The 25,967-nt window shown below is 68.5% G+C and carries 20 protein-coding genes and 1 pseudogene; 16 read left to right on the forward strand and 5 right to left on the reverse strand.

Annotated elements, in window-relative coordinates:
• Window positions 1-5 precede the first annotated feature (5 nt).
• On the forward strand, window positions 6-698 hold the full coding sequence (locus ACYF6T_RS28545) for an SDR family NAD(P)-dependent oxidoreductase (RefSeq protein WP_461699986.1): 693 nt from the start codon (window positions 6-8) through the stop codon (window positions 696-698).
• Between the two features lie 89 nt (window positions 699-787).
• Window positions 788-1,636: pseudogene (locus ACYF6T_RS28550) on the forward strand (transposase family protein).
• A gap of 377 nt (window positions 1,637-2,013) precedes the next feature.
• On the opposite strand, the gene ACYF6T_RS28555 reads toward ACYF6T_RS28550, so the two are convergent.
• A complete protein-coding gene (locus tag ACYF6T_RS28555) occupies window positions 2,014-2,889 on the reverse strand; it encodes a LysR family transcriptional regulator (protein WP_461699987.1) in 876 nt (291 codons plus the stop codon).
• 178 nt (window positions 2,890-3,067) lie between these two features.
• Here ACYF6T_RS28555 and ACYF6T_RS28560 point away from each other — a divergent pair, with 178 nt between their 5' ends.
• Genes ACYF6T_RS28560 through ACYF6T_RS28585 form a run of 6 tightly spaced genes read left to right on the forward strand, consistent with a single transcriptional unit; the run spans window position 3,068 to window position 9,375 of the window.
• Window positions 3,068-4,519: an amidohydrolase family protein gene (locus ACYF6T_RS28560; protein ID WP_461699988.1), complete on the forward strand. Its 1,452-nt coding sequence runs from the start codon at window positions 3,068-3,070 to the stop codon at window positions 4,517-4,519.
• Window positions 4,520-4,567: 48 nt separating this feature from the next.
• Entirely contained in the window at window positions 4,568-5,512 is a 945-nt protein-coding gene (locus ACYF6T_RS28565; RefSeq protein ID WP_461699989.1) for a fumarylacetoacetate hydrolase family protein, read from the forward strand.
• A complete protein-coding gene (locus tag ACYF6T_RS28570) occupies window positions 5,404-7,113 on the forward strand; it encodes an AMP-binding protein (protein WP_461699990.1) in 1,710 nt (569 codons plus the stop codon). The genes ACYF6T_RS28565 and ACYF6T_RS28570 overlap by 109 nt, the downstream gene beginning before the upstream one ends.
• A gap of 31 nt (window positions 7,114-7,144) precedes the next feature.
• The gene (locus ACYF6T_RS28575; RefSeq protein ID WP_461699991.1) at window positions 7,145-7,927 is read left to right on the forward strand and encodes a CoA transferase subunit A; all 783 of its coding nucleotides are present in this window, start codon (window positions 7,145-7,147) and stop codon (window positions 7,925-7,927) included.
• A complete protein-coding gene (locus ACYF6T_RS28580) occupies window positions 7,924-8,571 on the forward strand; it encodes a 3-oxoacid CoA-transferase subunit B (RefSeq protein ID WP_461699992.1) in 648 nt (215 codons plus the stop codon). The genes ACYF6T_RS28575 and ACYF6T_RS28580 overlap by 4 nt, the downstream gene beginning before the upstream one ends.
• Before the next feature lie 30 nt (window positions 8,572-8,601).
• The gene (locus tag ACYF6T_RS28585; RefSeq protein WP_461699993.1) at window positions 8,602-9,375 is read left to right on the forward strand and encodes a cyclase family protein; all 774 of its coding nucleotides are present in this window, start codon (window positions 8,602-8,604) and stop codon (window positions 9,373-9,375) included.
• Window positions 9,376-9,524: 149 nt separating this feature from the next.
• Here ACYF6T_RS28585 and ACYF6T_RS28590 read toward each other — a convergent pair whose 3' ends face one another.
• From ACYF6T_RS28590 to ACYF6T_RS28600, 3 genes are all read right to left on the reverse strand, one after another.
• Window positions 9,525-10,145 (reverse strand): HAD family hydrolase, encoded by a 621-nt coding sequence (locus ACYF6T_RS28590; protein WP_461699995.1) that lies wholly within the window; start codon window positions 10,143-10,145, stop codon window positions 9,525-9,527.
• A gap of 36 nt (window positions 10,146-10,181) precedes the next feature.
• On the reverse strand, window positions 10,182-11,174 hold the full coding sequence (locus tag ACYF6T_RS28595; RefSeq protein WP_461699996.1) for an LLM class flavin-dependent oxidoreductase: 993 nt from the start codon (window positions 11,172-11,174) through the stop codon (window positions 10,182-10,184).
• Window positions 11,175-11,276: 102 nt separating this feature from the next.
• Complete coding sequence (locus tag ACYF6T_RS28600) at window positions 11,277-12,509, reverse strand: MFS transporter (RefSeq protein WP_461699997.1); 1,233 nt, start codon at window positions 12,507-12,509, stop codon at window positions 11,277-11,279.
• An 88-nt stretch (window positions 12,510-12,597) separates the two neighbouring features.
• On the opposite strand from ACYF6T_RS28600, the gene ACYF6T_RS28605 reads away from it, so the two are divergent.
• Together ACYF6T_RS28605 and ACYF6T_RS28610 are read left to right on the forward strand one after the other, a co-directional pair.
• Window positions 12,598-13,359 (forward strand): DeoR/GlpR family DNA-binding transcription regulator, encoded by a 762-nt coding sequence (locus tag ACYF6T_RS28605; RefSeq protein WP_461699998.1) that lies wholly within the window; start codon window positions 12,598-12,600, stop codon window positions 13,357-13,359.
• A 111-nt stretch (window positions 13,360-13,470) separates the two neighbouring features.
• Window positions 13,471-14,529: a LacI family DNA-binding transcriptional regulator gene (locus tag ACYF6T_RS28610; protein ID WP_461699999.1), complete on the forward strand. Its 1,059-nt coding sequence runs from the start codon at window positions 13,471-13,473 to the stop codon at window positions 14,527-14,529.
• A 108-nt stretch (window positions 14,530-14,637) separates the two neighbouring features.
• Here the strand turns inward: ACYF6T_RS28610 and hisD are convergent, their stop codons facing one another.
• A complete protein-coding gene (gene hisD, locus ACYF6T_RS28615) occupies window positions 14,638-15,954 on the reverse strand; it encodes a histidinol dehydrogenase (protein WP_461700000.1) in 1,317 nt (438 codons plus the stop codon).
• Window positions 15,955-16,131: 177 nt separating this feature from the next.
• Between hisD and ACYF6T_RS28620 the strand changes: the two genes are divergently transcribed.
• The 6 genes from ACYF6T_RS28620 to ACYF6T_RS28645 all read left to right on the forward strand — a co-directional run bounded on the left by ACYF6T_RS28620 (window position 16,132) and on the right by ACYF6T_RS28645 (window position 25,616).
• On the forward strand, window positions 16,132-17,637 hold the full coding sequence (locus tag ACYF6T_RS28620; protein ID WP_461700001.1) for a PucR family transcriptional regulator: 1,506 nt from the start codon (window positions 16,132-16,134) through the stop codon (window positions 17,635-17,637).
• Window positions 17,638-17,860: 223 nt separating this feature from the next.
• Window positions 17,861-19,438, forward strand: a complete 1,578-nt coding sequence (locus tag ACYF6T_RS28625) for a GMC family oxidoreductase (protein WP_461700003.1) — start codon at window positions 17,861-17,863, stop codon at window positions 19,436-19,438.
• 110 nt (window positions 19,439-19,548) lie between these two features.
• Complete coding sequence (locus tag ACYF6T_RS28630; RefSeq protein ID WP_461700004.1) at window positions 19,549-20,211, forward strand: ThuA domain-containing protein; 663 nt, start codon at window positions 19,549-19,551, stop codon at window positions 20,209-20,211.
• 30 nt (window positions 20,212-20,241) lie between these two features.
• Complete coding sequence (locus ACYF6T_RS28635) at window positions 20,242-22,029, forward strand: thiamine pyrophosphate-binding protein (protein ID WP_461700005.1); 1,788 nt, start codon at window positions 20,242-20,244, stop codon at window positions 22,027-22,029.
• An 88-nt stretch (window positions 22,030-22,117) separates the two neighbouring features.
• Window positions 22,118-23,701, forward strand: coding sequence for an FAD-dependent oxidoreductase (locus tag ACYF6T_RS28640; RefSeq protein WP_461700007.1), 1,584 nt, complete (start codon window positions 22,118-22,120; stop codon window positions 23,699-23,701).
• Between the two features lie 379 nt (window positions 23,702-24,080).
• The gene (locus ACYF6T_RS28645) at window positions 24,081-25,616 is read left to right on the forward strand and encodes an APC family permease (protein ID WP_461700009.1); all 1,536 of its coding nucleotides are present in this window, start codon (window positions 24,081-24,083) and stop codon (window positions 25,614-25,616) included.
• Window positions 25,617-25,967: the final 351 nt, after the last annotated feature.

Consider the following 25,967-nt stretch of genomic DNA (forward strand, 5'->3'; position numbering starts at 1 on the left):
CCAGCATGACCACCACATTCATCACCGGGGCCAACAAGTCCCTCGGTTTTGAAACCGCTCGTCGCCTCGTCGAGGCGGGGCACACCGTCCTCCTCGGTGCCCGCCACCGTGAGCGTGGTCGGGCCGCGGCCGAGTCGCTCGGCGCCCGGTTCGTTAAGATCGACGTGACCGACGACACCTCGGTCCAGGCCGCGGCCGCGGATGTCGCCGCGCATGAGGGAACGATCGACGTCCTGGTCAACAACGCCGGCGTCCTCGGCAAGGTCGGCCCCGTCGAGGAGTACACCGCGGCCGACGTGAGCGCCGTGCTCGACGTGAACGTCGTCGGGATCGTGCGCGTCACGCACGCCTTCCTCCCGCTGCTGCGCAAGTCGCCGAACCCCGTCATCGTCAACGTGTCCAGCGGGATGGGCTCCTTCGGCATGACCCAGGACCCGGCACGGATCGAGTCGCAGTATGCCCTGCCCCTCTACTGCGCCTCGAAGGCCGCGGTCACGATGCTCACGACGCAGTACGCCAAGGCACTGAAGGACGTGAAGGTCAACGCCGCAGACCCCGGGCAGACCGCGACCGACTTCACCGGCGGTCTCGGACACAGCGTCGCCGACGGCGCGGAGTCCATCGTGACCCTCGCGACGATCGGCCCGGACGGGCCGACGGGACAGTTCATCGACCGATCCGGGAACCTCCCGTGGTGAACCTGCCCTGAGCTCAGGATCGGCCGACCCGCCGCCCTGCGCGTACCTCATGGTCGTGATCTCTATGCTCAGTGAACACGAAGGACGGCGTGCCCGCGCTGCCGGCTTGCCTGCTCGAACCCCCGGTGGGACCAGTTCGCCGCGCTCCTGCCTGTCCGGGAGGAGTTCGTCGTCGGCCACCCGCTGGGCTGTCACCGCCGCCGAATCCCCGACCGAACCGTCTTCGAGCACGTCGTGCTCGCGCTGGTCCATGGTTGCGGCTACGAGCGGATCTCCACGCCCGGATGCTCGGACCGCACCATCCGCCGACGCCTCGAAGAGCGGTCCTGACAAGGGATTTCCAAAGCGCGGCACGCTCTCGCCCTGGACGCCGACCCCCGGATGATCGGCCTCGACCTTGGCGAGATCTCGGTGGACGGCTGCATCACCAAGGCCCCGTCCGGTGGGGAGAAGGCCGGCCGCTCGCCGGTCGACCGGGGCAAGCAGGGCTCAAGCGCTCCGCCGCCTTCGGCGCCCCCAGCGTCCCGCTGGGGATCGTCCGAGGGGGCCAATAGGCATGACTCGCCACTGCTCGGACTGACCCTGGACGCCGCGCAGGAGCAGGCCGGCATGCTGCCGCATACCGTGAACGTCAACCTCGACCGGGGCTGCGACAGCATCAAGTCCCGTGAGCTGATAGCTGAGTTGGGGTTCACTGCCGAGATCGCCCGCGGGGGTGTGCCCGCCCGATCCGGGCCGGCAAGCGCCGGCCCGTCGAGCGTACGCATTCGTGGATGAACGGCTACGGCAAGCCGCGGCGCTGCACCGAGAGAAACGGCAGGATCGTGGACTTCTACCTCTACCTCGCCGCTACCCTCGTCACACTTCGCATGCTGATCTGGCAGGCACGCAGCCGCTACCGCTGGGACGGCCGACCCACCAGCCGGCGTCTCAAGTGATCCATTTGCCGGTCGGTCTGAGTCGTCCGACCGGGGCTGGCTGGCCAGGACCGGGGTGGGCCGCTACCTGCCGCGCTGATCGCTCGATGCGGCGGCAGACCGGCCGGTTGCGGGCGTGACGCGTGGGCCCGCAGCGGGAGTTGGAGCGCGTGTGAAGGCATCCCGCCCTGCCAAGGGCTCGTGTGACGCCGTCTATGGTTCGGCTTGCGGTGTCGAAGTCGACCACCAATTCCGCGGCTCAGGCCAGGCCGACGACAATCCGCCCGATCATATTCTGTGGTGCTAATTCTTCCGACCCTAGGGAGTTGTTGAGGACTTCCATCAGCTCCGAAACCCGGTGCTCAGGAACCACCGGCTCCGTTGTTCTTCGGTCGGAATCAGCTGACTTCTTGAGCAAGTCGGTCGATGGCGGCACTCGCATGCGCCGCAGTTCGGAAGGCCGCCACAGGTTCACGCTGGTCACGTATGCGTGACACAACGGCCACGACAGCGCGGGGTCCGTCGAGCGGGAGGTAGCAGACTCCTGGGTGGGGGAGGAAACGCGTCGCCGGTTCGGCGTGAACACCGATGAGGCCGGTTGTGGCTACGGCGGCTGGGATGTTCGTGGGCGAGCGTACTTCCACACCGCCTCTGGTCGGTCGGCCGCCGCACCAGTCGGTCAGCCCGGGCTGACCGACTGGTGCGACACACGGCCGATCGGAGACGTCGGAGACGGTGAGGTGGTCGGCGTCGGCGAGCTCCGCGTCAGCGGGGACGACCGCATAACGCGGAGTGTCCATGACGCGCTCGAGCAGGAGGTCTTCGGCGCCACCGACGTCATGGACGATGGCGACGTCAACCTCGCCAGTGCGGACTGCGTCGTACTGGTTCTCCCAGTCCAGCTCGACATAGACAAGCTCAAGTTCGGGATGGCGTTGGGCGAGGAGAGCACGTGTTGCGGGCCAACGATCGGCGAGCCCGAAGCCGAGGACACCGATCCGGAGGACCGGCTCGGTGTGATCGCCTTCAGCCGTCTGCATGAGGGCGTCCAGGTCGGCGAGCACCCGGCGGGCCCGAGGCAGGAAACGTTCGCCGGCGGGAGTCAGGCAGACCCGGCGGCTTGTGCGCTCGAACAGCCTCGCCCCGAGGTCGCGTTCCAGTTCCTGAATCCGGCGGCCGAATGGCTGGGCAGCGATGTAGTGGGCGCTCGCGGCGCGGCCGAAGTGCAGTTCGTCAGCCAACGTGAGGGCGTAACGCAACGACTGGATGTCCATGTCCCATCACCGCCTTCTCCGGCCAGTACAGCAGGTGTACCCGCGCCTTTTCTCCGGAAGGGCTAGCACATTTTACCTGCACTTCGTAGTCCCGAAACGCAACTTATTTGCCTCATGATCTCGCGTCCGGCACAGCGCAAGCTGCTCACTGTCAGCCAGCCACACGTCGGAGGCCACCATGAGCCATCACCGCATTCTGATCCGGAGCGGCCACGTCCTGACCATGGATCCCAGCCTCGGAGACCTTCCGTCTGCCGATGTGTTGATCGAGGACGGGGTGATCACCGCTGTGGCCCCCTCGCTCCCAGTCGGCGATGCCGAGATCCTGGACGCGAGCGGCCACCTCGTGCTGCCGGGCCTGATCGACACGCATCGGCACACCTGGCAGTCCCTGGTCCGTGGAATCTGCGGCGACTGGACACTCGCCGACTACTACTTCGGCATCCGCTTGGGCGTCTCTCCCGCCTACACCCCAGACGACGTCCGCCTGGGCAACCTCCTCGGGGCCGTGGACGCAATCAACTCCGGGGTGACCACCCTCCTCGACTTCTCCCACTGCAACAACACCCCCGACCACGCCGATGCCGCGGTGCGCGGACTGCAGGAAGCCGGGATCCGAGCCGCGTTCTGCTACGGCTTCTTCGAAAGCTCTCCCGAGGCAACGAAGTTCGGCGGCCACGCCGCCCGCATCGCGGACTTCCACCGCGTCGCCGACACCTACTTCGCCTCCGACGGCCTGCTCACACTCGGGGTGTCGCTGTCGGAACTGTTCGGCCTGCCCTGGGACGACACGGTCGCCGAACTGGCCGCCGCCCGTGAACGGCGCGCTCTGCTCGTCAACCACGCGGGATGCGTCTTCGGCAGCGTTCTCTGCGCGGGGATCACCGAGATGGACAAGCTCGGCCTGCTCGGACCGGACATGGTGCACGTGCATTGCACCGCCTTCGACGACGCCGAGTGGGAGGCCATCACCCGCAGCGGGGGCAAGGTGTCCATCTCGGTGGAGACCGAGCTCAACATGGGGTTCGGACGCCCTGTCTTCGAACGGTGTCGCCGGCACGGGCTGGCCCCGACGCTGTCCACCGACGTTGTCTCGCTCAACAGCGGCGATCTGTGGCACGAAATGCGGTTCGGCCTGGCCTGCGCCCGCGCGGACGCCGCGGATGCCGTGAACCTTTCCGGAGCCATGCCCGAGGCCGTGGCGACCCCCGCCAGCGAGGCGCTGCGCTGGAGCACCGTCAACGCCGCCGACGCGCTGGGCCTTGGTGACCGAGTGGGCTCGCTCAGCCCTGGGAAGCGCGCCGATCTGATCCTCGTGGGCGGTCCTGCGATCGAGCAGCACCCCCGCGTGGACCCGTACGCGACGCTCGTGTTCCAGACGACTGCCGCCGACGTCCGCACAGTGCTCATCGACGGACGGATCGTCAAGCGCGACGGCGTGCTGACCACGACCGATCTGACCACCCTCACCGCCGATGCCGACTCCGCCGCCGAGCGCATCCTCGGGCGGGTACGCGACGCCGGACGGGCACTGCCCGGAACACCGCCGGGTGCCTGGGCCGCGGTCGAGCCGATGGCCCGCGGGTTCCACGAGCAGGCCGTCCGCGCCGTGAAGAACGGCCGGCCCTGACGTGTCCCGCCCCACCCACCTGATTCACCTGATTCAAGGAGGACGCCCGTGAAGTGGGTGACCTACGACGCCGGTGCCGGCCCTCGGGCTGGAATCGTCGACGGCGAGAAGGTCCGGGGCCTACGCTCCGGGGTCAGCCTGTTGTCGCTGCTCCAGACCAGTGACGGCGCACTGGCCGAGGCCGGCGAGTCGGCCCGGCTCGCACCGGACGAGGTCCGGCCGCTCAACGAGGTCCGGCTGCTCCCACCTCTTCCCCGCCCGCCCTCCGTCCGAGACGGACTCTGTTTCCTGGATCACCTGCGCGGCAGTTACCGGGCGCTCGGGCGCAGCGAGCAGCTGCATCCGGTGTGGTCGCAGATTCCGGCGTTCTACTTCACCAACGCCGACGCGGTCGTCGGGCCCCACGACGACGTTCCGGTCGCCCCGGGCAGCCGCATGTTCGATCTCGAGCTGGAGGTCGGCGCGGTGATCGGACGCGGTGGCCGGGATCTGCACCCCGACAGCGCTGAACGTCACATCGTCGGCTACACCCTCTTCAACGACTGGACCGCCCGTGACCACCAAGTCCGCGACCTGTCACTGGGCGTCGGGATGGGCAAGAGCAAGGACAGTGCCATCACGCTCGGTCCGGCCCTGGTCACCGCCGACGAGCTGGGAGACTTTCGCCACGATGGCCGGCTCGCCATCGAACTCACTGCCTCGGTCAACGACGAGGTGCTGACCCGTGGCGCCCTCGATCAGATGGACTGGAGCTTCGGCGAGCTCCTCGCCTTCATCTCGCGGGGCGTCGAGCTGTCGCCGGGGGACGTGATCGGATCCGGCACGGTCCCCGGCGGCTGCCTGCTCGAGCATGTCGACACGCCGGACATGGCGGACTTCACGCGTTGGCTCCGCCCCGGCGACGTCGTCACCCTGCATGGGCAAGGGTTCGGCGAGACCCGACAGACGATCGTGCCGGGGGCCGACGTCATCCCTCTGTCATCGGGTTTCTGATCATGGAGACGCCATTGACACCGCTGCGCTTCCTCGAGCGAGCAGCCGAGGTGCATCCCGACGTGACCGCCGTCATCGACGGTTCCCGCAGTTGGACCTGGGCCGAGTTCGCCCGTGAGGTCACCATCACCGCCCGGGCACTGCGGGCCTGCGGCGTCCAGCCCGGCGACCGTGTCGCCTACCTTGCGACGAACTCCGCCGAGTTGCTCGCCGCCCATTTCGCGGTCCCGCTCGCGCACGCGACCCTCGTTGCGATCAACACCCGCTTGTCGCCCGGCGAAGTCCGCTACATCTGCGACCACTCCGCGGCGAAGTTGCTGATCGGCGACGGGAACCTCGTGGCGCACCTGACCGACTTGTCCGTCAAGGGACCAGTGCGCGAGGTCGTGGAACTGCCGCGAGCGGGCGGAGGCTACGACCGGCCGCCGCTCACCACCCCCTACGCCGATCTGCTCTCACAGGGCAGCACGAGCCCACTTCCATGGGAGGTGGACAACGAGAACCGCGTCATCGCCATCAACTACACCTCGGGCACCACCGGCAACCCCAAAGGCGTCGAGTACACGCACCGCGGCGCATATCTCAATGCCCTCGGTGAGGTCTACCACCAGGGTTTCCGGCAGGACAGCCGCTACCTGTGGACCCTGCCCATGTTCCATTGCAACGGCTGGTGCACCACCTGGGCACTGACCGTCGTCGCCGGAACCCACGTGTGTCTTCGTGCCGTACGCGGACCCGCGATATGGCAATTGATAGACCGCGAGCGGATCTCGCACATGGCCGGTGCGCCGACCGTGCTCACCACCCTCGTGACCGCAACCGAGGCGCACCGCCTGGACCGGTCGCTCACCGTCGTCACGGCAGGCGCTCCACCGAGCCCGACCATCATCGGCCGAATCCGGGGCCTCGGAGCCGAAGTCGTCCACGTCTATGGCCTCACCGAAACCTACGGCCCGTACGCGGTGTGCGAACCGCAACCCTCCTGGGGCCACCTGACCAGTGAGGAGCTGGCTGTACGGCTGGCCCACCAGGGCGTAGGGATGCTCACCTCCGACCGGGTTCGTATCGTCCGGGACAAGACCGACAGCACCGGAGAACTCACCGATGTGACCCCGGACGGCAAGGAGATCGGTGAGATCGTCATGCGCGGCAACTCGGTGATGAAGGCATATCACCGGGACCCGGCCGCCACGGCGGGCGCATTCAAGGGCGGCTGGTTCCACTCGGGCGACCTCGGCGTCATGCACCCCGACGGCTACGTCCAACTCGTCGACCGCGCCAAGGACGTGATCATCTCCGGCGGGGAGAACATCTCGACCGTGGAAGTGGAGCAAGCCCTGCTGAGCCATCCCGCGGTGCTCGATGCCGCGGTGATCGGCGTCCCGGACGAGAAGTGGGGCGAGAGCCCGAAGGCCTTCGTGGTCGTCTCCGGCGCCGGGGCGGAGGAGGCGACAGAGCGGGCTCTGATGGCTCACGTACGAGACCGGATCGCCCACTTCAAAGCTCCTCACGAGATCGAGTTCGTGCCTGAGCTGCCCAAGACCTCCACAGGCAAGGTGCGCAAGCACGAGCTACGGGCGAGGGAGCGGGGGAAGCCCTGATTCTTCGTGCGTGGACAGAAGTGGAGAACTGATGGACAAGACGATACGAACCGCGCAGGAAGCGGTCGCGGACGTCTTCCCCGGCGCGAAGCTCGCCGTTGGCGGCTTCGGGGTGTGCGGGATTCCCTCCGCAACGATTCGTGCGCTTGCCGAGCTCGGGGTCGGTGACCTGGAGGTCTGGTCGAACAACTGTGGTGTGGACGGGGCAGGACTTGGGCTCTTGCTCGAGCAGCGGCAAGTGCGGCGAGTGATCGCCTCGTACATCGGCGGCAACAAGGAGTTCGCCCGGCAGTACCTGGTGGGGGAGCTGGAGCTCGAACTCGTGCCCCAGGGCACGCTGGCCGAGCGGTTGCGTGCGGGCGGCATGGGCATCCCTGCCTTCTACACTGCTGCCGGTGTCGGTACCGCGGTGGCCGCAGGCGGCATGCCATGGCGGTATGCCGTGGACGGCTCGGTCGCGGTCGAGTCCCCACCCAAGGAGGTTCGGACCTTCCCGGTGGATGACGGCACGCGGGAGTACGTGCTCGAACTGGGGCTGCGGGCGGACTTCGCGCTGGTGCGCGCCGCGCGCGGCGACCGCGCCGGCAACCTTGTCTTCCATTCGTCGGCCCGCAACTTCAATCCGCTGTGCGCCATGGCCGGGCGCACGACCATTGCGGAGGTCGAGCATCTCGTCGAGGAGGGCGATCTCGATCCCGATGAGATCCACCTGCCCGGCATCTTCGTCGACCGGATCGTCCCGCTCAGTGAACACGTTGCAGCGGACAAACCCGTCGAAAGACTGACCGTGCACGAAGGGAAGCGACGCCCATGAGCCGGACCCGGGACCAGATCGCCATCCGTGCGACGCGCGAGCTGACCCACGGCGCATACGTCAACCTCGGAATCGGCCTCCCCACAATCGTCGCCAACCACGTGCCTGCCGATCTGGACATCGTGCTGCACTCGGAGAACGGGTTGCTAGGGGTGGGGCCGTATCCACGCCCGGACGAGGTCGACCCCGACCTGATCAACGCGGGGAAGGAGACAGTCACCCTTGACCGTGGCGCTTCGGCGTTCGATTCAGCCCTGAGCTTCGGGATGATCCGCAGCGGTCGCATCGACGTCGCCATGCTCGGTGCCATGCAGGTCTCCCGCACCGGCGACCTCGCCAACTGGGCCGTTCCAGGGGCCATGGTCAAAGGGATCGGCGGAGCGATGGATCTCGTCCACGGAGCCCGCCGAGTCGTGGTGCTGATGGAACACCTCACTCGCGACGGCGACGCGAAGATCCTCGACGAGTGCACGTTCCCGCTCACCGGCACCAGTGTCGTGGACCGCATCATCACCGACCTCGCCACGATCGACGTCGAACCGGAGGGTCTCGTCCTGCGGGAAGTCGCGCCCGGCATCGACATCGACGCAGTGATCGGCAAGACCGGCGCTCCACTCATCATCGATCACTCGCTTCGCGTGTGACACCATCTCGACGGCGAAGGAAAGAAGACAATGCGCAAGCTCGTCGACATCTCAGTGCCACTGCAGGCCGGGATCCCCTCCGACCCTCCGGCATTCGTGCCGGAGATCGACTACCACACACATGCCCAGACCGCCCAGAGTCTCCTGGACTTCTTTCCCGGCGCCACCCTCGACGACCTGCCCGACGGTGAGGGGTGGGCGCACGAATGGGTGCGTGCCACCACGCACAGCGGCACGCACCTCGACGCGCCGTATCACTACTCGGCCATCATGGACGGCGGCAAGCGGGCGATCACTGTTGACGAAGTGCCTTTGGAATGGTGCCTGCAGCCAGCTGTGAAGCTCGACTTCCGCCACTTCCCCGACGGCTACGTCGCCACCGCGGCAGACGTCGAAGCAGAACTCGACCGTATCGGGCACGAACTCTCTCCTCTGGAGATTGTCGTCGTCAACACCGCCGCGGGCGCACGCTACGGCCAGGACGACTACGTCTCGTCCGGATGCGGCATGGGCCGTGACGCCACCTTCTATCTCCTCGAACGTGGCGTCCGCCTCACCGGCACCGACGCCTGGAGCTGGGACGCCCCCTTCGTCCACACCGCCGCCCACTTCGCCGACCACCACGACCCCTCCGTCATCTGGGAGGGCCACAGGGTCGGCCGCGAGATCGGCTACTGCCACCTCGAAAAGCTACATGGCTTGGAGCAACTGCCCGCCCACGGCTTCTCGATCTCCTGCTTCCCGGTCAAAGTCCACGCCGCTTCCGCAGGTTGGACCCGGGCGGTCGCGATCCTGGAATCCTGAATCGCAAGGGACCTCCGCTTGCCCACGGCGGCAGATGGCCCGCAGTGCAGTCGGCCGGGAGGGTAGCTCTAACGGCCCTGGCTCCCCTTCGGTGGTGACGGCGCGTCGAGGGGCGGCGCGGTCTGCCTGGCCCGACGGGCGCGCGCCGCTCACCGGGTTGACAGCCACGCGTCGACGGCGGCTGCGAGGTTGTCCTGGCCGTCGAAGACGTGTCCGTTCATCCCGACGGCCCGCGCCGCGCGGACGTTCTCCTCGCGGTCGTCGACGAAGAGGAAGTCGGCGGGGGCGGCACTCTGGGCGACGACGCAGTGCCGGAAGGCGGCCGGGTCGGGTTTGGCCGCCCCGATCTTCCCGGAGAACGCCACGTGGTCGAGGTCGTGCAGCCAGGGCTGGGCGGCGAGGAAGGCGTCCGCGTGGTCCGCCGGGATGTTGGACAGCAGGGCGACCCGGGTGCGGTCTCGCAGGGTCCGTACGTAGGTCGCCATGCGGTCGTCGACGCGTGACCAGCTGTCGATGTCGGTGAGCCGCAGCTCCTCGATCGTGTCGGCGTCTGCGGGGCGGGACAGCGCGTGCAGTACGTCGGTCCAGTACGCAGTCGCGTTGTGCCGGCCGGCGTCGTAGGGCGGGCGATGAGTCCAGTAGGCCGTGGTGAAGGCGTCGAGGGAGGTGTGGCAGCGCCCCGCCATCTTCTCCAGCGCGCCCGGGCGTTGGTGGCGGGCTATGACGCCGAAGAGGTCGAAGAGCACGATGCGTGGGCGGTTGGTGGACATAGGGTCTGTTCCCTTGGGGCTTCGGGGGCGTTCGGGTCAGTGCCGGTCGGGCAGGGCGCGGGCGAGCGAGTCCAGTGCGGCCAGGCGGTCAGGGCCCACCGGGACGAGAACGACGCTGGTCGCGCCGGCCGCATGGCGGGCGTCGATCGCCGTTCGGGCCTGGGCTGGGGTGCCCGCGATGCTCACCTCGCGGACCCAGTCCGTGGGCATCGTCAGGGCGAAGTGCCGTGCGTCGGGGCTGGCGGCGCGGTGTGCGCGCAGTTCCTCGGCGAAGGGCAGAGGGTCGATGTGCGCGGCCCACTGCGGCTCACCGACCGATTCCAGGACCGTGCGGACGCGGGTCAGGGCGGCTTCTTCGTCGTCGTCCACGGCGGCGGCGTCGTAGACGACGATCTGCGGGGAGCTCGCGGAGGCGGAGGGGCCCAGGTGACGCAGGGAGGCGGTGATGTAGCCGGGCGCGGCGGGCTCGGCCAGGAGCAGTCCGTCGGCGACCTCGCCCGCAACCGCCTGTGACTTCGGACCGCGGACACCCAGGATTACCGGGGGGACGATGTCGGGGATCTCGGTGAGGACCACACCTTCGCAGCGGACGTAACGGCCGTTCTCGGGGCCGGGCTTGCCGGCGATGAGCAGGCGCAGCGCTCTCGCGTACTCCTTGATCAGCGTCAGGGGGCTTTCCGGCCAGGACCCGGCCTGACGCATCCAGCCAGGCATGCCGTGGCCGATGCCCGCGATGAGCCGGCCGGGGTGGAGCTGGGCGAGGGTGGCCAGTTCCATGCCCGCGAAGCACACGTTGCGGGCGCCGGCGGGCATGATCCCGATCCCGACGGTGAGGTCCGTCGTGGCGGCCAGGACGGTGGCGGCCTGGGCGACGCCGCCGCGCCAGCCGAGGTCCTCCACCACCCAGACCTGGTCGAACCCCAGCGCCTCGGCGCGCCGGACATAGGGCAGCACTTCGGCGACGGGGAGGTCGAGCGGCAGCATGACACCGACCTGCCCGCGGGCGGGGTGCGCGGGGGACTGGGACATCTGGGCTCCTTCGATGGGCTGAGGGAGTGCCCCCCGGTCCTGGTGACCGGGGGAGGAGAGCTTGTGCGGCACGGTTGTCAGGGGCCAGTGCCGCACAAGCGGTCAGCGGTTGCCGGTTGCCATCCCGGCCTGGCGGGTGCGGTCGGTTGCCGTCCCGCCTCGGTGGACGACAGTGGATCCGGTGCGCAGGACGCCGGCGCCCAGGGCTGTGGTCACGCACAGCAGGGTCAACAGGACGAAGGCGTGGTCGAGGGCGACGAGGTGGGTCAGCCAGCCGATCACGGCGGGACCGGCGAGCATGCCGACGTAACCGAGTCCGGCGACGCGGGAGACGTTGGCCCCGGCGGCGGAGGGATCGGCGTGTCCGGCCGCGCTGAACAGCTGCGGAACGCAGCCGGACAGGCCCAGGCCGAACAGCGCCCAGCCGGTGAACACGGCCCACATACACGGGCCCAGGGCCACGAGGGTGATGCCGACGGCGGCCATGGCCGCGCCGTTGCGCAGGATCGCCGGGGAACCGAACCGGGCGACGAAGCGGTCGGCGAGCAGGCGGCCGACGGTCATGGCGGCGGCGAACGTGCCGTACGCGAAGGCCGCCGCGTCGGCGGACGCGCCCATGACGTCCTTCAGGTGCAAGGCGCTCCAGTCGTTGGCGGCGCCCTCGCACAGCATGACCATCAGGGCGAGAACGGCCAGCAACCGGACCCGGCCCGTGCTGCCGTTGCGCTCGTCGGCCGGTGACGTCTTGTCCGGGGAGCCGGGGTTCTCGACGGGGGCAGCGGCGGGCAGCAGGGCGCGTGCCGAGGTCACGGCGACGATGACGCCCACGGCTCCCATGGCGCCCATGCCCGCGGCCGGGTTCAGGCCGGCGCTCGCCGCGCCCGCTCCGGCGAGTGCGGCGAGGACACCGCCGATGGAGAACGTGGCGTGGAAGCCGGACATGACGGGCCGGCCGTACGCCTTCTCCACGTGCACGGCGTGGGCGTTCATGCTCACGTCCAGGCAGCCGTTGCACAGCCCGAAGAGCAGCAGCGCGCTGGCCAGCGTCCACGGATCGTGGGCGAGACCGGGCAGGGACAGGGCCGCGCCGCAGAGGATGCCGCCGGCGGGCACCATGACGCGGGTGCCGAGCCGGTCGGTCAGGGGACCCGCCACCTGCATGCCCACGAAGGCCCCGAGCCCGAGCACCACCAGCAGGCCGCCGAGCGTGGCGTGGCTGATGCCGACGCGTTCCTCGATGGCAGGGATGTGTACCACCCAGGTGCTCAGCAAAGTGCCGTACAGGACGAAGTAGACATAGGTCGCCACGCGGGCGGCTCGCAGGGAACGTTCCATGCGATCACCTTAACGAACATTTATAGTGTTCGAAACTCTTCTTACGAACATAATTGTTGTTCGTTTCTCGGTGGTGTTCAATCGCGGTATGAACAACGCAGACCGGCACGGTTTGATCGCGAAGGCCGTCAGGGACTCCGGAGGCGCCACGGTCCAGGAACTGGCGGAGCTGACCGGCGCCTCGGAGATGACCATCCGGCGCGACCTTGATGTCCTCGCCGCGCAGGGCGTCCTGGAACGCGTCCGTGGCGGGGCGCGCACCCTGCTGCTCCGAGGCGAGGAGCCCCCCTTCGCGCTGCGTGCACGCGAGGCGGTCGACGCCAAACGCCGGATCGCCGCCAAGGTCTGCGCACTGATCGCCGACGGTGAGAGCGTGCTGCTGGACAGCGGCACCACGTGCCTGGAGGTGGCCCGTCTCCTGCGTGAACGGCCCGTCACGGTGATGCCCTTGTCCCTGCAGGCCATCCACCAGCTCGCACAGACCCCCGGCCCAGCCACGCTGGTCGTGCCCGGCGGACAGCCCCGCGCCGCCGAGGGAGCCCTCACCGGTCCCCTCACCCTCGCCTCCCTGGCCGCCCTGCGCTTCGACACCGCGGTCATCGGCTGCTGCGGGCTCACCGCTGCCGACGGTCTGACCGCCTACGATCTCGACGACGCCGCGGTGAAGAAGGCCGGCATCGCCTCCGCCCGCCGTGTCATCGCCGCCGCCGACGGCAGCAAACTCGGCCACACCGCCTACGCCTACGTCGGTCCCGCCGGCCTTCTGCACACCCTCGTCACCGACACCACGGCACCCGCCGACGAGGTGACGGCGCTGGAAGTCGCCGGCACCGTTGTCGAAATCGCCTGACCACTCCGGACAGCCGCGGGCGCGCCGGAGGATGGCGGGGCCAAGTGATACGATTCACTCGCTCATGGGGGTGCGGCAGCCAGAGGGGACGGGACACATCGCATGGTCACGATGAAGGAAGTGGCTGAAGCGGCGGGCGTTTCGCGGGCCGCCGTCTCCTACGCCTTCGCGCAGTCGCCCAAGGTGTCCCCGGCCCAGCGCGAGCACATCCTGGCGACCGCCGCCCACCTCGGTTACATGGGGCCGCACATCGCGGGCAGCAGCCTTCGGTCCGGTCATGTCGGGGCGATCGGGGTGATGGTCATGGGTTCCCTCGCCTACGCCCTGGAAGACCCTTCGACCACTCTGCTCCTGCAGGGCATCGTCGAAGTGGGCGAACTCTCCCACACCGCCATGACATTGCTGCCCCTGTCACTCGACTCACAGGCGTTGACGGCCGGCGGCATCGGGCACCCCGCCCTGCGCGGACTTGTCGACGGACTCCTTGTGCACAGCCTGCCGGACAAGCATCCGCTCCTGGAAGCCGTCGTCAGCCGAGGGCTGCCGACGGTGGTCGTGGACGCGCCGGTCATGGAGGGCGTGGGCCTGATCGGGATCGAGGACCGCAAGGCCGCCGAGGCCCAGATGTCGCACCTGCTGGAGCACGGCCATCGGCGGATCGGCGTCGTCGCCGACCGGCTGCTGCCCGACGGCCGCAAAGGGCGGGTGAGCACGCGGCGTCTGAGGGCCTGCTCCGAACGAGTGGTCCGGGAACGGCTGCGGGGTTACGCGGACGCCTGCCGCAAACACGGCGTCCCCTGGAACAGCGTCAACGTCGTGGAAGCAGGGGCCTTCAACCGCACTTCCGGCCTGGAGGCGGCTCGGCTCCTGCTGGATCTCGGCCCCGTGACAGGGATCGCGGCGACCTCGGACGTGATGGCCCTGGCAGCGCTGGACGTCCTGGCAGAGCGGGGTCTGCACTGCCCCGCGGACGTCTCCGTGATCGGCTTCGACGACGCCCCGGCCGCGAGCGCCGCACAGTTGACCACGATCCGCCAGCCCTTGCTGGAGAAGGGCCGGCTCGCGGCACGTCTGCTGTTCCAGCAGCTCGCGGGTGGCAAGCCGGAGCGTGTCGTCCTGCCGACCGAACTGGTGGTGCGCAAGACGACCGGGGCCGGACCGGACGAGTGAGGTAACGCAGCCGCAGTCCTGTCGGCAGCCGCGAGACAAGGTAGGGAGCGGCGTCCCACAGGCGGTCGTGGGGTGTGCGGGCCGAGCAGAGCGACGCCGCTCCTGGCTTCAGGGCCTGGCGGCGGCGTAAGGGTCCCAGGGCAGGTCGGCACGGCCGAACTTGGCCGCCCGGAGGTCGCCGGACCGCGCGTGGCCCTCGAAGCGTTCGAGCCGGGACAGTCGTCCGCAGGCCTCGCCGAGCACCGTGCTGCTGGCGGGATCACGGACTTCCTGGTAGGTGAGGGTCTTGAGGAACTTGCCCACCCACAGACCACCGGTGTAACGGGCGGCTCCCAGGGTCGGCAGGACATGGTTGGTCCCGATGACCTTGTCGCCGTAGGGGACACACGTGCCTTCTCCCAGGAACAGGGCACCGTAGTTGTGCATCGCGTCAAGCGCCTCGCGCGGGTTCCGCGTCAGGATCTGCACATGTTCGCAGGCGAACTCGTCGGCGAGCCGGTAGGCCGCGGCGACGTCGTCCACGACGTACACCTGACCGTGGTCCCGCCACGCGGGACCCGCGATGGCGTTGGTCTGCAGTCCCGGCAGAAGCACCTCGATGTGCCGCAGCACCGCGGCACCGATGTCCTCTGAGGTGGTGACGAGGACGCACGGGGAATCGGGCCCGTGCTCGGCCTGGCTGAGCAGGTCGACGGCGACGGTGAAGGGGTCCGCCGATTCGTCCGCCACGATGAGGGTCTCCGTCGGGCCGGCGAACAGGTCGATCCCCACCTCGCCGAAGAGCTGGCGCTTCGCCTCGGCCACGTAGGCGTTGCCCGGTCCCGTGAGGATGTGGACCGGGTCAATCGTCTCCGTGCCCAGCGCCAGCGCCGCGACCGCCTGGACGCCCCCGAGCACGTAGATCTCGTCGGCACCGGCGAGGTGCATGGCGGCCACGCTGATGGGCGGCACGGCGCCTTCGTTGGGGGGCGTGGTGGCGGCCACGCGCGCGACACCGGCGACCTTGGCGGTCAGAACGGTCATGTGCGCGGACGCGGTCAGCGGATAGCGGCCGCCCGGCACGTACGCGCCGGATGCCTGAATCGGGACCTGCCGCTGACCGAGGAACACGCCGGGCAGGGTCTCGATCTCGAACTCAAGCAACGAGTCGCGCTGGGCCTGCGCGAACCGGCGAACCTGCTGCTGTGCGAAGCGCAGGTCGTCCAATACCGTCTCCGGTATCCCGGCGACGGCCTTGCGGACCTCGTCGGGAGCCAGACGGAACGACTCGGGGGTCCAGCCGTCGAAGGTCTGCGAGTAATGCCGTACGGCTTCGTCGCCCTTGGACCGGACATTGCTGATGATCGACGCGACGGCATCGGCGATTCCGGGATCGCTGCTCCTTCGCCCCGTCGCCGCGACGGCCGCCTTCAGGGTGTACGCCATGTCTGGGCTCCTTGGATCTCGTGACAGCCGAAGGCGGAGGTTTGCGACGAGCACCGTCGAAACGATCAGCCCCGGCTTTCAACCCCAAGGATGGTGAGGGGCGATGACGTAGAGGAGACACACAGTGTGCAGTGTTTTCACGGGATGGTTCACACTGTGGTCGCTAGAGTGAGGTCTATGACCCTGACCTTCGCCCAAGCTCTGTGCCTGGAAGCGTTCAGCGGAGCGGAGCCGCGCGTCCTGGCGGGCGAGGAGAACCTCGACCGCGAGGTGCGTTGGGTGCACTCCTCGGAGATCCCGGACGTCGCCCGGTTTCTGTCCGGGGGCGAGCTCTTGCTGACCGCGGGCCTGGGCATCGGCTCAACCGAACAGCAGCAGCGCGAGTACGTTCGCGCGATCCAGGCCGCCGGAGCCACCGGCTTGGTGATCGAGGAGTCCGGTCGCAGGTTCCACCAGGTCCCCCAGGCGGTCGTGGACGAGGCCGCGCGCTGCGGTCTGCCGGTCGTGGCCCTCGGCCGGGAGATTCCGTTCGCGGCGGTGTCGGCACAGGTCCACGAGGTCCTGACCAAGATCCGTACGCAGTCGCTCGTGGAGGAGCGGAACATCGACTCGGCGTTCACCTCGTTGCTGCTCGCCGGGGGCGACCATCTGTCGATCCTGCGCGAACTGGCCCGGCTGACCTCCGCCTTCGTGGTGCTGGAGAACCTGGCGCACCAGGTGGTGGCCGGTGTCGGCGGCACGACGGAGGAACTGGAGCACTGGGACCGTCACGCGCACACGGAGCACGCGACAGAGGACGAGTGCCTGATGCGCCCCGTGCTGACCCGCGGGCATCCGTGGGGGTGGATCCACGTCATGGGCGTCAAGGGGCCGGGGCAGAAGCACGCGGGCTTCGCCGCTGACCGTGCCGCGGCCGCGGTCGCGATCTCCCTGCTGAGCGACCACAGCCGCGAAGCCCGCGAGGGGCAACGTGCCACCGCTCTCATCACAAGGCTCGTCCTCGGCGATCTGACGGGGCCTGAGTTCGTCGACCGGGCGGTTCGACTGGGACACCGCATCGGAAGAGGCGACCTGGTCGTCGTGGTGGTGAACAAGGACTCCCGGTCACAGCAGAAACCGCCGCGGGGCGCGCAGTCACCGCCCGACAACGCCATCCAGGCGGACATGGGCGACTACCTCGTACTGATCACGCTCGCATCCTCGTGGAAGCAGGGGAGCTCTGTGGGACGAAACGAGTGGCAGGCCCAGGGCGGAGGGGTGAGCCGCGAGGTGCCCGCCGCGCTGCTCCCGACGGCGATCACTCAGGCGCGCAGTGCCGCGGGGGTGTCCCGGTCGCTCGGCACGAACCGGCTGGTGCGCTTCGACGACCTCGGAGTCGAGCGCCTGCTCATCACCCTGGCCCAGGGTCCCGAACTGGCCGGCTTCGTGCAGGACGAGCTGGGTCCCCTGCTGGCCCACGACGCCAGGGCCGCGACCCCTCTCCTGCCCACGTTGCGCGCCTATCTGAGCGCTGACGGCAACAAGTCGGACGCCGCCCAGGACCTCCATGTCCAAAGGCGCACCCTCTACAACCGGCTGGACCGCATCGCGGCGATCCTGGGCCGTCGCCTCGACGAGGTCTCCGTACGCCAGAGTCTTCTCCTGGCGCTCAAGGGCCTGGATCTGATGGAAGGTGCCGCGTGATGCGGCCACCTGCCGGCCAGTGCACGAAGTGAGCAGCCCGGCACCCATTTGCCGCTCAATCTGTGCATGCGCAGGGCTCGTCCGCAGTGCCTAGCCTCTGGAGGCATCTGCACATGTGCCGCATCGGTTCGCATCGACGCACGACCTTCCGGCCGCTCAGCGGCCGCGGCGACGCTGCGATCGGCACGGCGTGACAACGGAGGAGGCCAGCACAGTGCCACTCGTGGACAGTTACGACTACATCGTCGTCGGCGCGGGATCGGCAGGATGCGCGCTCGCCGCTCGCCTGTCCGAGGACCCCGGCGTGAGCGTCGCCCTGATAGAGGCCGGTCCGCAGGCACAGGGACGGCTCTTCGAGATTCCGGCGTTGTTCTCGCAGCAGCTGAAGACCGCCTACGACTGGGACTTCGAGAGCGAACCCGAGCCGCAGCTCGGCGGGCGCCGCGCGTATCTTCCGCGTGGGCGGGCCGTCGGCGGTACCAGCTCCATGAACACGATGCTTTACGTGCGCGGCCATCGTTACGACTACGACACGTGGGAGCGGCTCGGCAACAAGGGCTGGGGCTACAGCGACGTCCTCCCTTACTTCAAGAAGTCCGAGGACAACCAGCGCGGCGCGGACGAGTTCCACGGCGTCGGCGGCCCCCTGACCGTCAGTGACCCGGTCTGCGTCCATCCGCTGCTCAGGGCCTGGGTCGAGGCGGCCGAGAACGCGGGCCACACCCCCAACCCGGACTTCAACGGGGCCAGCCAGGACGGCGTCGGGTACTACCAGGTCACCCAGCGTGGGGGTCTGCGGTGCAGCAGCGCTGTGGCGTTCCTGGCGCCCGCCGCCGAACGCCCGAACCTGACCGTCCTGTCCTCGACGCTCGCCCTGCGGCTTCGCTTCGACGGCGCGCGGGCGACCGGGCTGGAGGTGGACCACCTCGGCTCGGTCCGGACGCTGCACGTCAACCGCGAGGTCGTGCTGTCCCTGGGCGCGTACAACTCTCCGCACCTGCTGCTTCACTCCGGCGTGGGTCCCGCGGACGAGCTCACGGCACACGGCGTGATCCCTCTGCACGATCTTCCGGACGTCGGGCGCAACATGCAGGACCATGCCGGTTGCTTCCTCAGCTTCGTCAGCAGCGTCCCGCCGGTCCTCGGACCGGACACGAGTGCGGAGGAGGAGCGGCTGCGCACTCAAGGCAGCGGTCCCATGGCCTGGACCGAGGTCGGTGGGTTCTTCCGGTCCGGCGACAACCTGCCGGCGCCCGACATCCAGGTGCACGCCGCATTGGGCATCGTCCGCGACCAGGGGCTCGCCGCCCCGCTCGAACCCGGAGTGTCGTTCGGGCCTTACGTCGCCCGGCCCGCGAGCCGTGGACGCGTGACCCTGCGGCATTCCCATCCGTACGCCAAGCCGCGGATCTTCCACAACTACCTCGACGACGCCGACGACCGCGCGCGGTTGCGGGAAGGGCTGCGGATCTGTCTGCGCATCGCCCGCGAGTCGCGGCTGACCAGCATGCTGGAGGGGGATCTGCAAACCTCCGCGGCGGCGGGACTCGCTCCGGTGTCGGACCGTGACCAGGACATCGACGACTACATCCGCACGCAGTCCTTCTCCTTCTACCACCCGTCGGGCACCTGCATGATGGGCAAGGTCGTCGACGACGAACTGCGTGTCTTCGGCCTCGACAACGTCCGCGTGGCGGACACCTCGATCATGCCCACGCTCGTCACGGGCAACACGAACGCCCCGGCCATCATGATCGGTGAGCGGGCGGCGGCCCTGATCAGGGGAATCCCGGCTTCCTGAGCCCCCGCAGCAGCCCCACGGCACCCATTGACTGCACAAACTCTGGTGATACGATTCACTAATCATTGGTGAATCGAATCACTGCGGAAACTCTTTCCAGGAGGAAGCCAATGACCAAAGTCCTCTACCTGTACGGCGGTTGGCCCGGACATCAGCCCTACGGGGTGGCAGAGTGGGCCCGGGGACTGTTCGACGAGCTCGGCTTCGACGTCGAGGAGACGCAGGACATCTTCCGCCTGGACGCGGATCTGACCGGGTACGACCTGATCGTTCTCGGCTGGAACAACGCCCTGACCACCGAGGACCTCACTGACGCGCAGGAGCAGCACCTGCTCGACGCGGTGGAAGCGGGTACCGGCTTCGCCGCCTGGCACGGCGCGGGAGCCGCGTTCCGCGCCAGCCTGAAGTACCACTTCCTGCTGGGCGGGGACTTCGTCGAACACCCGGCCGGAGAAGGATTCCCCTACCCGTACACGGTCTCCATCACCGACCGGGACCATTGCGTGACCGCCGGCGTGAGTGACTTCAAGGTGGCCTCCGAGCAGTACTACATGCACGTCGACCCCAACAACCACGTGCTCGCACAGACGGTGTTCACCGGTGAGCACCTGCCCTGGCTGGAGGGACACCGCAGCCCTGTGGCCTGGGTGCGCCGCTGGGGGGCGGGCCGTGTCTTCTACCACTCGGTCGGTCATTCGCCCGAGGACCTGGCCGACCCGAACGTGCGCCGGCTGACCAAGCAGGGCCTGCAGTACGCGGCCCGCGCCGCATAGCCCTCACCACTCGCTAAGGAAGATCGGAACATGCCGAAGCTCACCGGCGGCCAAGTCGTCGCACAACTCCTCAAGCAGTACGGGGTCGACTACGTGGCGGGTATCCCCGGCCACGGAATCTGGTCCTTCACCGACGCCTTCCTGGAGGAGGGCTCGCAGATCCCGTTCATCCAGGTGTTCCACGAACAGAGCGCGGTACATCTGGCCGACGGCTACTACCGGGTCTCCGGCAAGCCGATGGCGGCCACCACCTCGATCGGCGCCGGCGCGGCCAACACGGTGCTCGGCCTGGCGACGGCGTACAGCGACTCGACCAGCGTACTGGTGATCACCGGGGGTCCTCCCACCCACATGCGCGGCCATGGCCTGCTGCAGGAACTCGAGCGCTACACCGACAACGACTTCCCCAAGGTCGCCGAGGCCGTCTCCAAGCGGCACTGGGTGGCCACCCGGGTCGAGGAACTGCCGTTCATCATGCACCGCGCGTTCAGCGCGATGCTGACCGGCCGTCCCGGTCCGGCGCACATCGAAATCCCCATGGACGTACAGGCGGAAGCGGCCGAGGTCGAGCTGCACGACCTCGTGCGGCGGCTTCCGGTGGGCAAGCCGCAACCCGACCCGGAGGCCGTGGACCGCGCCACGCGGGTCCTGCACGGTGCCCACAGGCCCGTGATCGTGGTCGGCGGCGGAGCCGTCACCTCCGAGGCGGCCGGGGAAGTGCTCCGGCTCGCCGAGAAGTGGCAGGTCCCGGTCGTGACCACGTGGAACGGCAAGGGCGCCTTCCCCGAGGACCACACACTCTTCGCGGGCAGCGTGGGCCAGACCGGCACACCCGTCGGCAACGCGATCGCCTCCCGCGCGGACGTGGTGGTGTCGATCGGCTGTCGCTTCACCGACTGGTCCTCCTCCAGCTACGCCCAGGGCGTCACGTTCTCCATCCCGTCGGCCAAGCTCGTGCAGATCGACATCGACCCGCACGAGATCGGCAAGAACTACCCCGCCGAGGTCGGTATCGTCGCCGACGCCAAGCCGACCGTCGAGGCGATCGCCGACTCCCTGCCCGACTCCTCGCCCGTCCGCGACGCCTACCTGGCCGAGCTGGCCGGACTCAAGGACGAGTGGGAGCGGCAGCTGGCCGGCCGCCGCGACTCCGACCGGTTCCCCTTCACCTCTCAGCGACCGCTGGGCGCTCTGCGCAACGTCATGGAGCGGGACGGGATCATCGTCGCGGGCTCCGGCAACACCCAGGGGGCGGTCAAGCAGACCTTCCCGGTCTACTCCCCGCGCACCCACCTGACTTCGGGAGGCTTCTCCTCCATGGGGTGGGCCGTCCCCGCCGCCATGGGTGCCAAGCTGGCCGCCCCGGAGCGTCAGGTCGCCTGTGTGCTCGGTGACGGTGACTTCCTGATGACCGCCCAGGAGATCGGCATCTGCGTCACCCATGACATCCCCGTGGTCTTCGTCGTGCAGAACAACGCCGGGTTCATGTCCATCCGCGGCGGGCAGCGCAAGCAGACCAGCCGGCACATCGGCACGGAGTTCAACCGCCCGGACGGCACGCCCTACAGCCCCGACTTCCGGGCCGTGGGGGCAGCGTTCGGCCTGGAGTCCTACCGGGTCGACGATCCGGCCGACCTGGAGAGCACCTACCGCAAGGCCTTCGCCGCCAACGCGCCGGTGCTGATCGAGATCCCGACCGACCGCGACGCCGCCGGCCCGTGGGTCCCGGGCTGGTGGGACTTCCCGGTCCCCGCCTACATCACCGACGAACGCCAGGACGAGTACTGGGCCACGCGCGCCAAGGAGCAGCACCTGTAAGGCGCGCACCCGTTCCGGCAGGGGCCCCCGGCACCTCCCCGACCGGCGGCCCCTGCCGGGCCTTCCCACCGAGTTTCCAAGGGCAGAAATGAACAATCAGCAGCCCCGAATCGACGCCTACCCTCCGCTGCGCGAGGGGGCGGTCGTCGACCCCGGCGACAAGGACACACTGACCGCCGATGTCGTCATCATCGGTTCCGGCATGGGAGGCTCGACGCTCGCCTGGGCCCTCAGGAACCAGGGCCTTGACGTTCTGGTCCTCGAACGCGGCCGTTTCCTTCCCCGCGAGGCACAGAATTCGGTCGTGGCGGAGATGTTCGTCAAGGGCCGCTACAAGACCGCGGAACCCTGGTACGACGGCGTGACCGGGAAGCCGTTCCAGCCGGGCGTCTACTACTGGGTCGGCGGCAACACGAAGTTCTACGGCGCATGCCTGCCACGGTTTCGTGTCTCCGACTTCGAGGAGGTCCAGCACTACGACGGCATCTCGCCCGCCTGGCCCTTCAGCTACCGGGACCTGGAACCCTACTACGCCGAAGCCGAACGGCTCTACCAGGTCCACGGCGTCCCAGGCGAGGATCCCACCGAGCCGCCGCGTTCGACCCCGTACCCGGCCCCGGCGCTTCCGCACGAGCCGGCTGTCGAACGCTTCGCCCGGTCCCTTCGCTCGCAGGGACTCCATCCGTTCCACATGCCCAACGGCATGAACCTGCGCACCCAGGCCGAGCGGGAGGCCGCGACCGCCGCGGACGGCACTCCTTCCCCCACGGACGTCAAGAGCGAGGCCGAGAACCGGGCCCTGCGCCCGGCCCTGGCGTCGGACGGCGTCCGGCTGCTGACCGAGGCCAAGGTCAGTCGCCTGATCGCCGCGGACGACGGCACCACGATCGTGGCAGCCGAGGTCGAGCGCCACGGACGGACCCTGCGCGTCGAAGCCGCGCAGTTCGCGGTGTCCTGTGGCGCCGTCAACACCGCCGCACTGCTGCTGCGTTCCCGCAGCGACAAGCATCCCCAGGGCCTGGGCAACTCGTCAGGCCTGCTGGGCCGCAACTACATGGTGCACAACAGCACCTTCTTCATGGGGGTCAGCCCCTTCCGAAGGAACCGGACGGGCTGGCAGAAGACCCTGGGCCTCAACGACTGGTACCTGCCCGGCCCGGACAACGAGTTCCCGCTGGGCAACTTGCAGATGCTCGGCAAGCTGCAGACGGCGCATGTACAGGGGAGCCGTCCCTGGGCGCCGGCATGGGCGCTCAAAGCGGTCACCGACCGCAGTCTCGACATCTACCTCACCACCGAGGACCTGCCCAGCCGCGACAACCGGGTACGGGTGGACGGCGAGAAGATCATCGTCGACTGGACACCGAACAACACCGTTCCGCACGAGGAACTGGTCCGTCGGGTCACCAAGGCGGTCCGCCGCGCCGGGTATCCCATCATCCTCACCGAGCGGATGGGGATCGCCACCAACTCACACATGTGCGGCACCGCTGTGGCCGGCTCGGACCCGGCCACCAGCGTTCTCGACCCGGACTGCCGCTCGCACGACGTGGACAACCTCTGGGTCGTCGACGGCTCGTTCTTCCCTTCGTCCGCAGCCCTGAACCCGGCACTCACCATCGCCGCGAACGCGCTACGGGTCGCACCGAGGATCGTCGCCGCGCAGCACTGAGCCCGTCACCGGCGCACGAATGCAGCACGATGAAATCTGATCAGCGATGAACGTTGCGTAACTTCGAAATTTCGGACCGCTGAAAAGCTATTGACAGCATCGACTCTGGTGATACGGTTCACCAAACCTCGGTGAACCGTATCACCAGCAGGGTACGCAAGAACAGACTTGCACGGGCGACGACACCACATCCGCTTCGGAAACCGGACGCTTCGCAAACCGGGTCATCGACAGCGCACCGCCCACCACATCCGGGGCCACCCCCCTGCATCCCACAACTCTCTTCGGCAGCGCCGCCCCACTGAACAGGCGGGGCGTGTGACCTGTCGGCGCCTCACCTCTGGGGAGCATGATGTCTGGAAGGATTTCGGGGAAGACGATGCCCAACAAAACCAATGATGCCGCGCTCGACGCGCGAAACGTCAGCGACGACGAATACCTCAAGGAACTCGGCTACAAACCGGAGCTGAGCCGTAAGCTCGGGGTCTTCTCGAACTTCGCCCTGCAATTCGGCATGATCGCTCCCATCGGCGGCATCGTGTTCACCTTCGCCGTGGGCCTCTCGGCCGCCGGCCCCGCGATGATGTGGCCCTGGGTGATCGCCGGAGCCCTCCAGATACTCATCGCCTTCTGTGTGGCCGAAGCCTGCTCCGCCTATCCCGTGGCCGGGGCCGCCTACAACATCGTCTCCAGACTCGGGGGAGGCTTCCTCGGCTGGCAGACCGGCTGGTGGATCGAACTGGCGCACATCTTCTCGCTCGCGTCCTCCTGCATCGCCATCGCGCCCGTCATTCTGGCGTGGTGGGGCATCTCGGTCGGACACTGGGGGCTGGTCGGTGTCACCGCCGTCCTGATCCTCGTCTCCACGCTGCTCAACGTCGGTTCCGTCAAGCTCAGCAGCCGATTCGTCAACGTCGGCGTCATCGCCACACTGGCCGCCTGCGTCCTGGTCTCCGTGGTGGTCATGGGTGCCCTGGGCTTGGGCGACCACCATGTCAACGGCGTCGACTACCTCTTCACCACCCAGGGCACGGTCAAGGGCTCGATCATTCTGCCCCTGCTGTACTCCTCACTGCTCCCGTGCATCGTCCTCAACGGCTTCGATGTCAGCGGCAACGCCGGCGAGGAGACCAAGGACGCCTCGCGGGCCATTCCGAAGGCCATGGTGATAGCCAACCTCAGCTCGTACGCCTTCGGCACGGTCGTCATCCTGCTCCTGCTGCTCGCCATGGGAAGCGTCACCAACACGCTCGCCGACGTCCAGCCGGTCACCTACATCCTCAACCCCGTGCTCGGGCACACGCTCGCCAAGATCTTCGAAGTGCTAGCCGTCTACGGACTGTTCGTCAGCGCAGTGGTGCTCCAGATGGCCGGCGCGCGAGTCCTGTGGGCCCAGGCACGTGACCGCAAACTGGTCCTCAACGCCCGCTTCGGCAAGCTGAACAAGGAGAACGTCCCGTCGTTCGCGGTCTGGGTGACTGCGGTGGTGGCCGTCCTGTCCACCATCTGGAGCTCCCTGTACGTGGTGCTGATCGCCATGACGGTGGTGCTCTGGGTCGCCGGGTACGGCGTGCTGCTGACCGTGATGTGGATCGGCAAGCTGCGAGGCACTGTCCCGACCGCGGCCTTCCGCGTCCGTGGCTGGCGCGTCGTCTACCCGGTCGGGATCGTGTGGTCCGTCCTGCTCGCAGTCGTGCTCATCTACCAGAACCCCAAGCAGGTCGGCCTTGGCCTCCTCATCGCCGCGATCGCCGGTCTGGTGCTCTATCGCTTCAACCCGACCCGCGAGAACACCGCTCCGGGGCCCGGCGACGTCGACGGCACGCCCGATCAGGTCAGGGCTCTCGACGACGAGACAGACGTCAGCGCCGTCCCTTCGGCCGTCAACCGCAGTACACGAGCGGCCGAAGCATGAGCTTGATCATCAGCCTCGCTGCAGCCGCAGACGGAGGGGCCCAGCGAGGCTTCCGACTCGGTTCGCTTCCCAGGAACGTGACTCGTGACCTGAAGCCGGCCTGCGGGCCTGCGCCCGTTCCTCGTTGAAACACGAGCACGAGGCGTCGTGTCAGCCCCGTGCCCGATGCCGGCACCGAGAAGGGTCAGGGGTCCCCGGAGCGGAAAGCCCCGGGGACCCTTTGGAGGCTCCGCTGCTGGAAGCCGGCCGTGTGCGAGGCCCGGGGACACTCGCCTTGTGTGTGGGCGCAGGTGAAGCCGTGTTCGGTGAAGTTCGACAACCGGACGTCCACGAGCACCTCGTCCAGACCCC

The sequence above is a fragment of the Streptomyces sp. 7R007 genome (assembly GCF_054850255.1).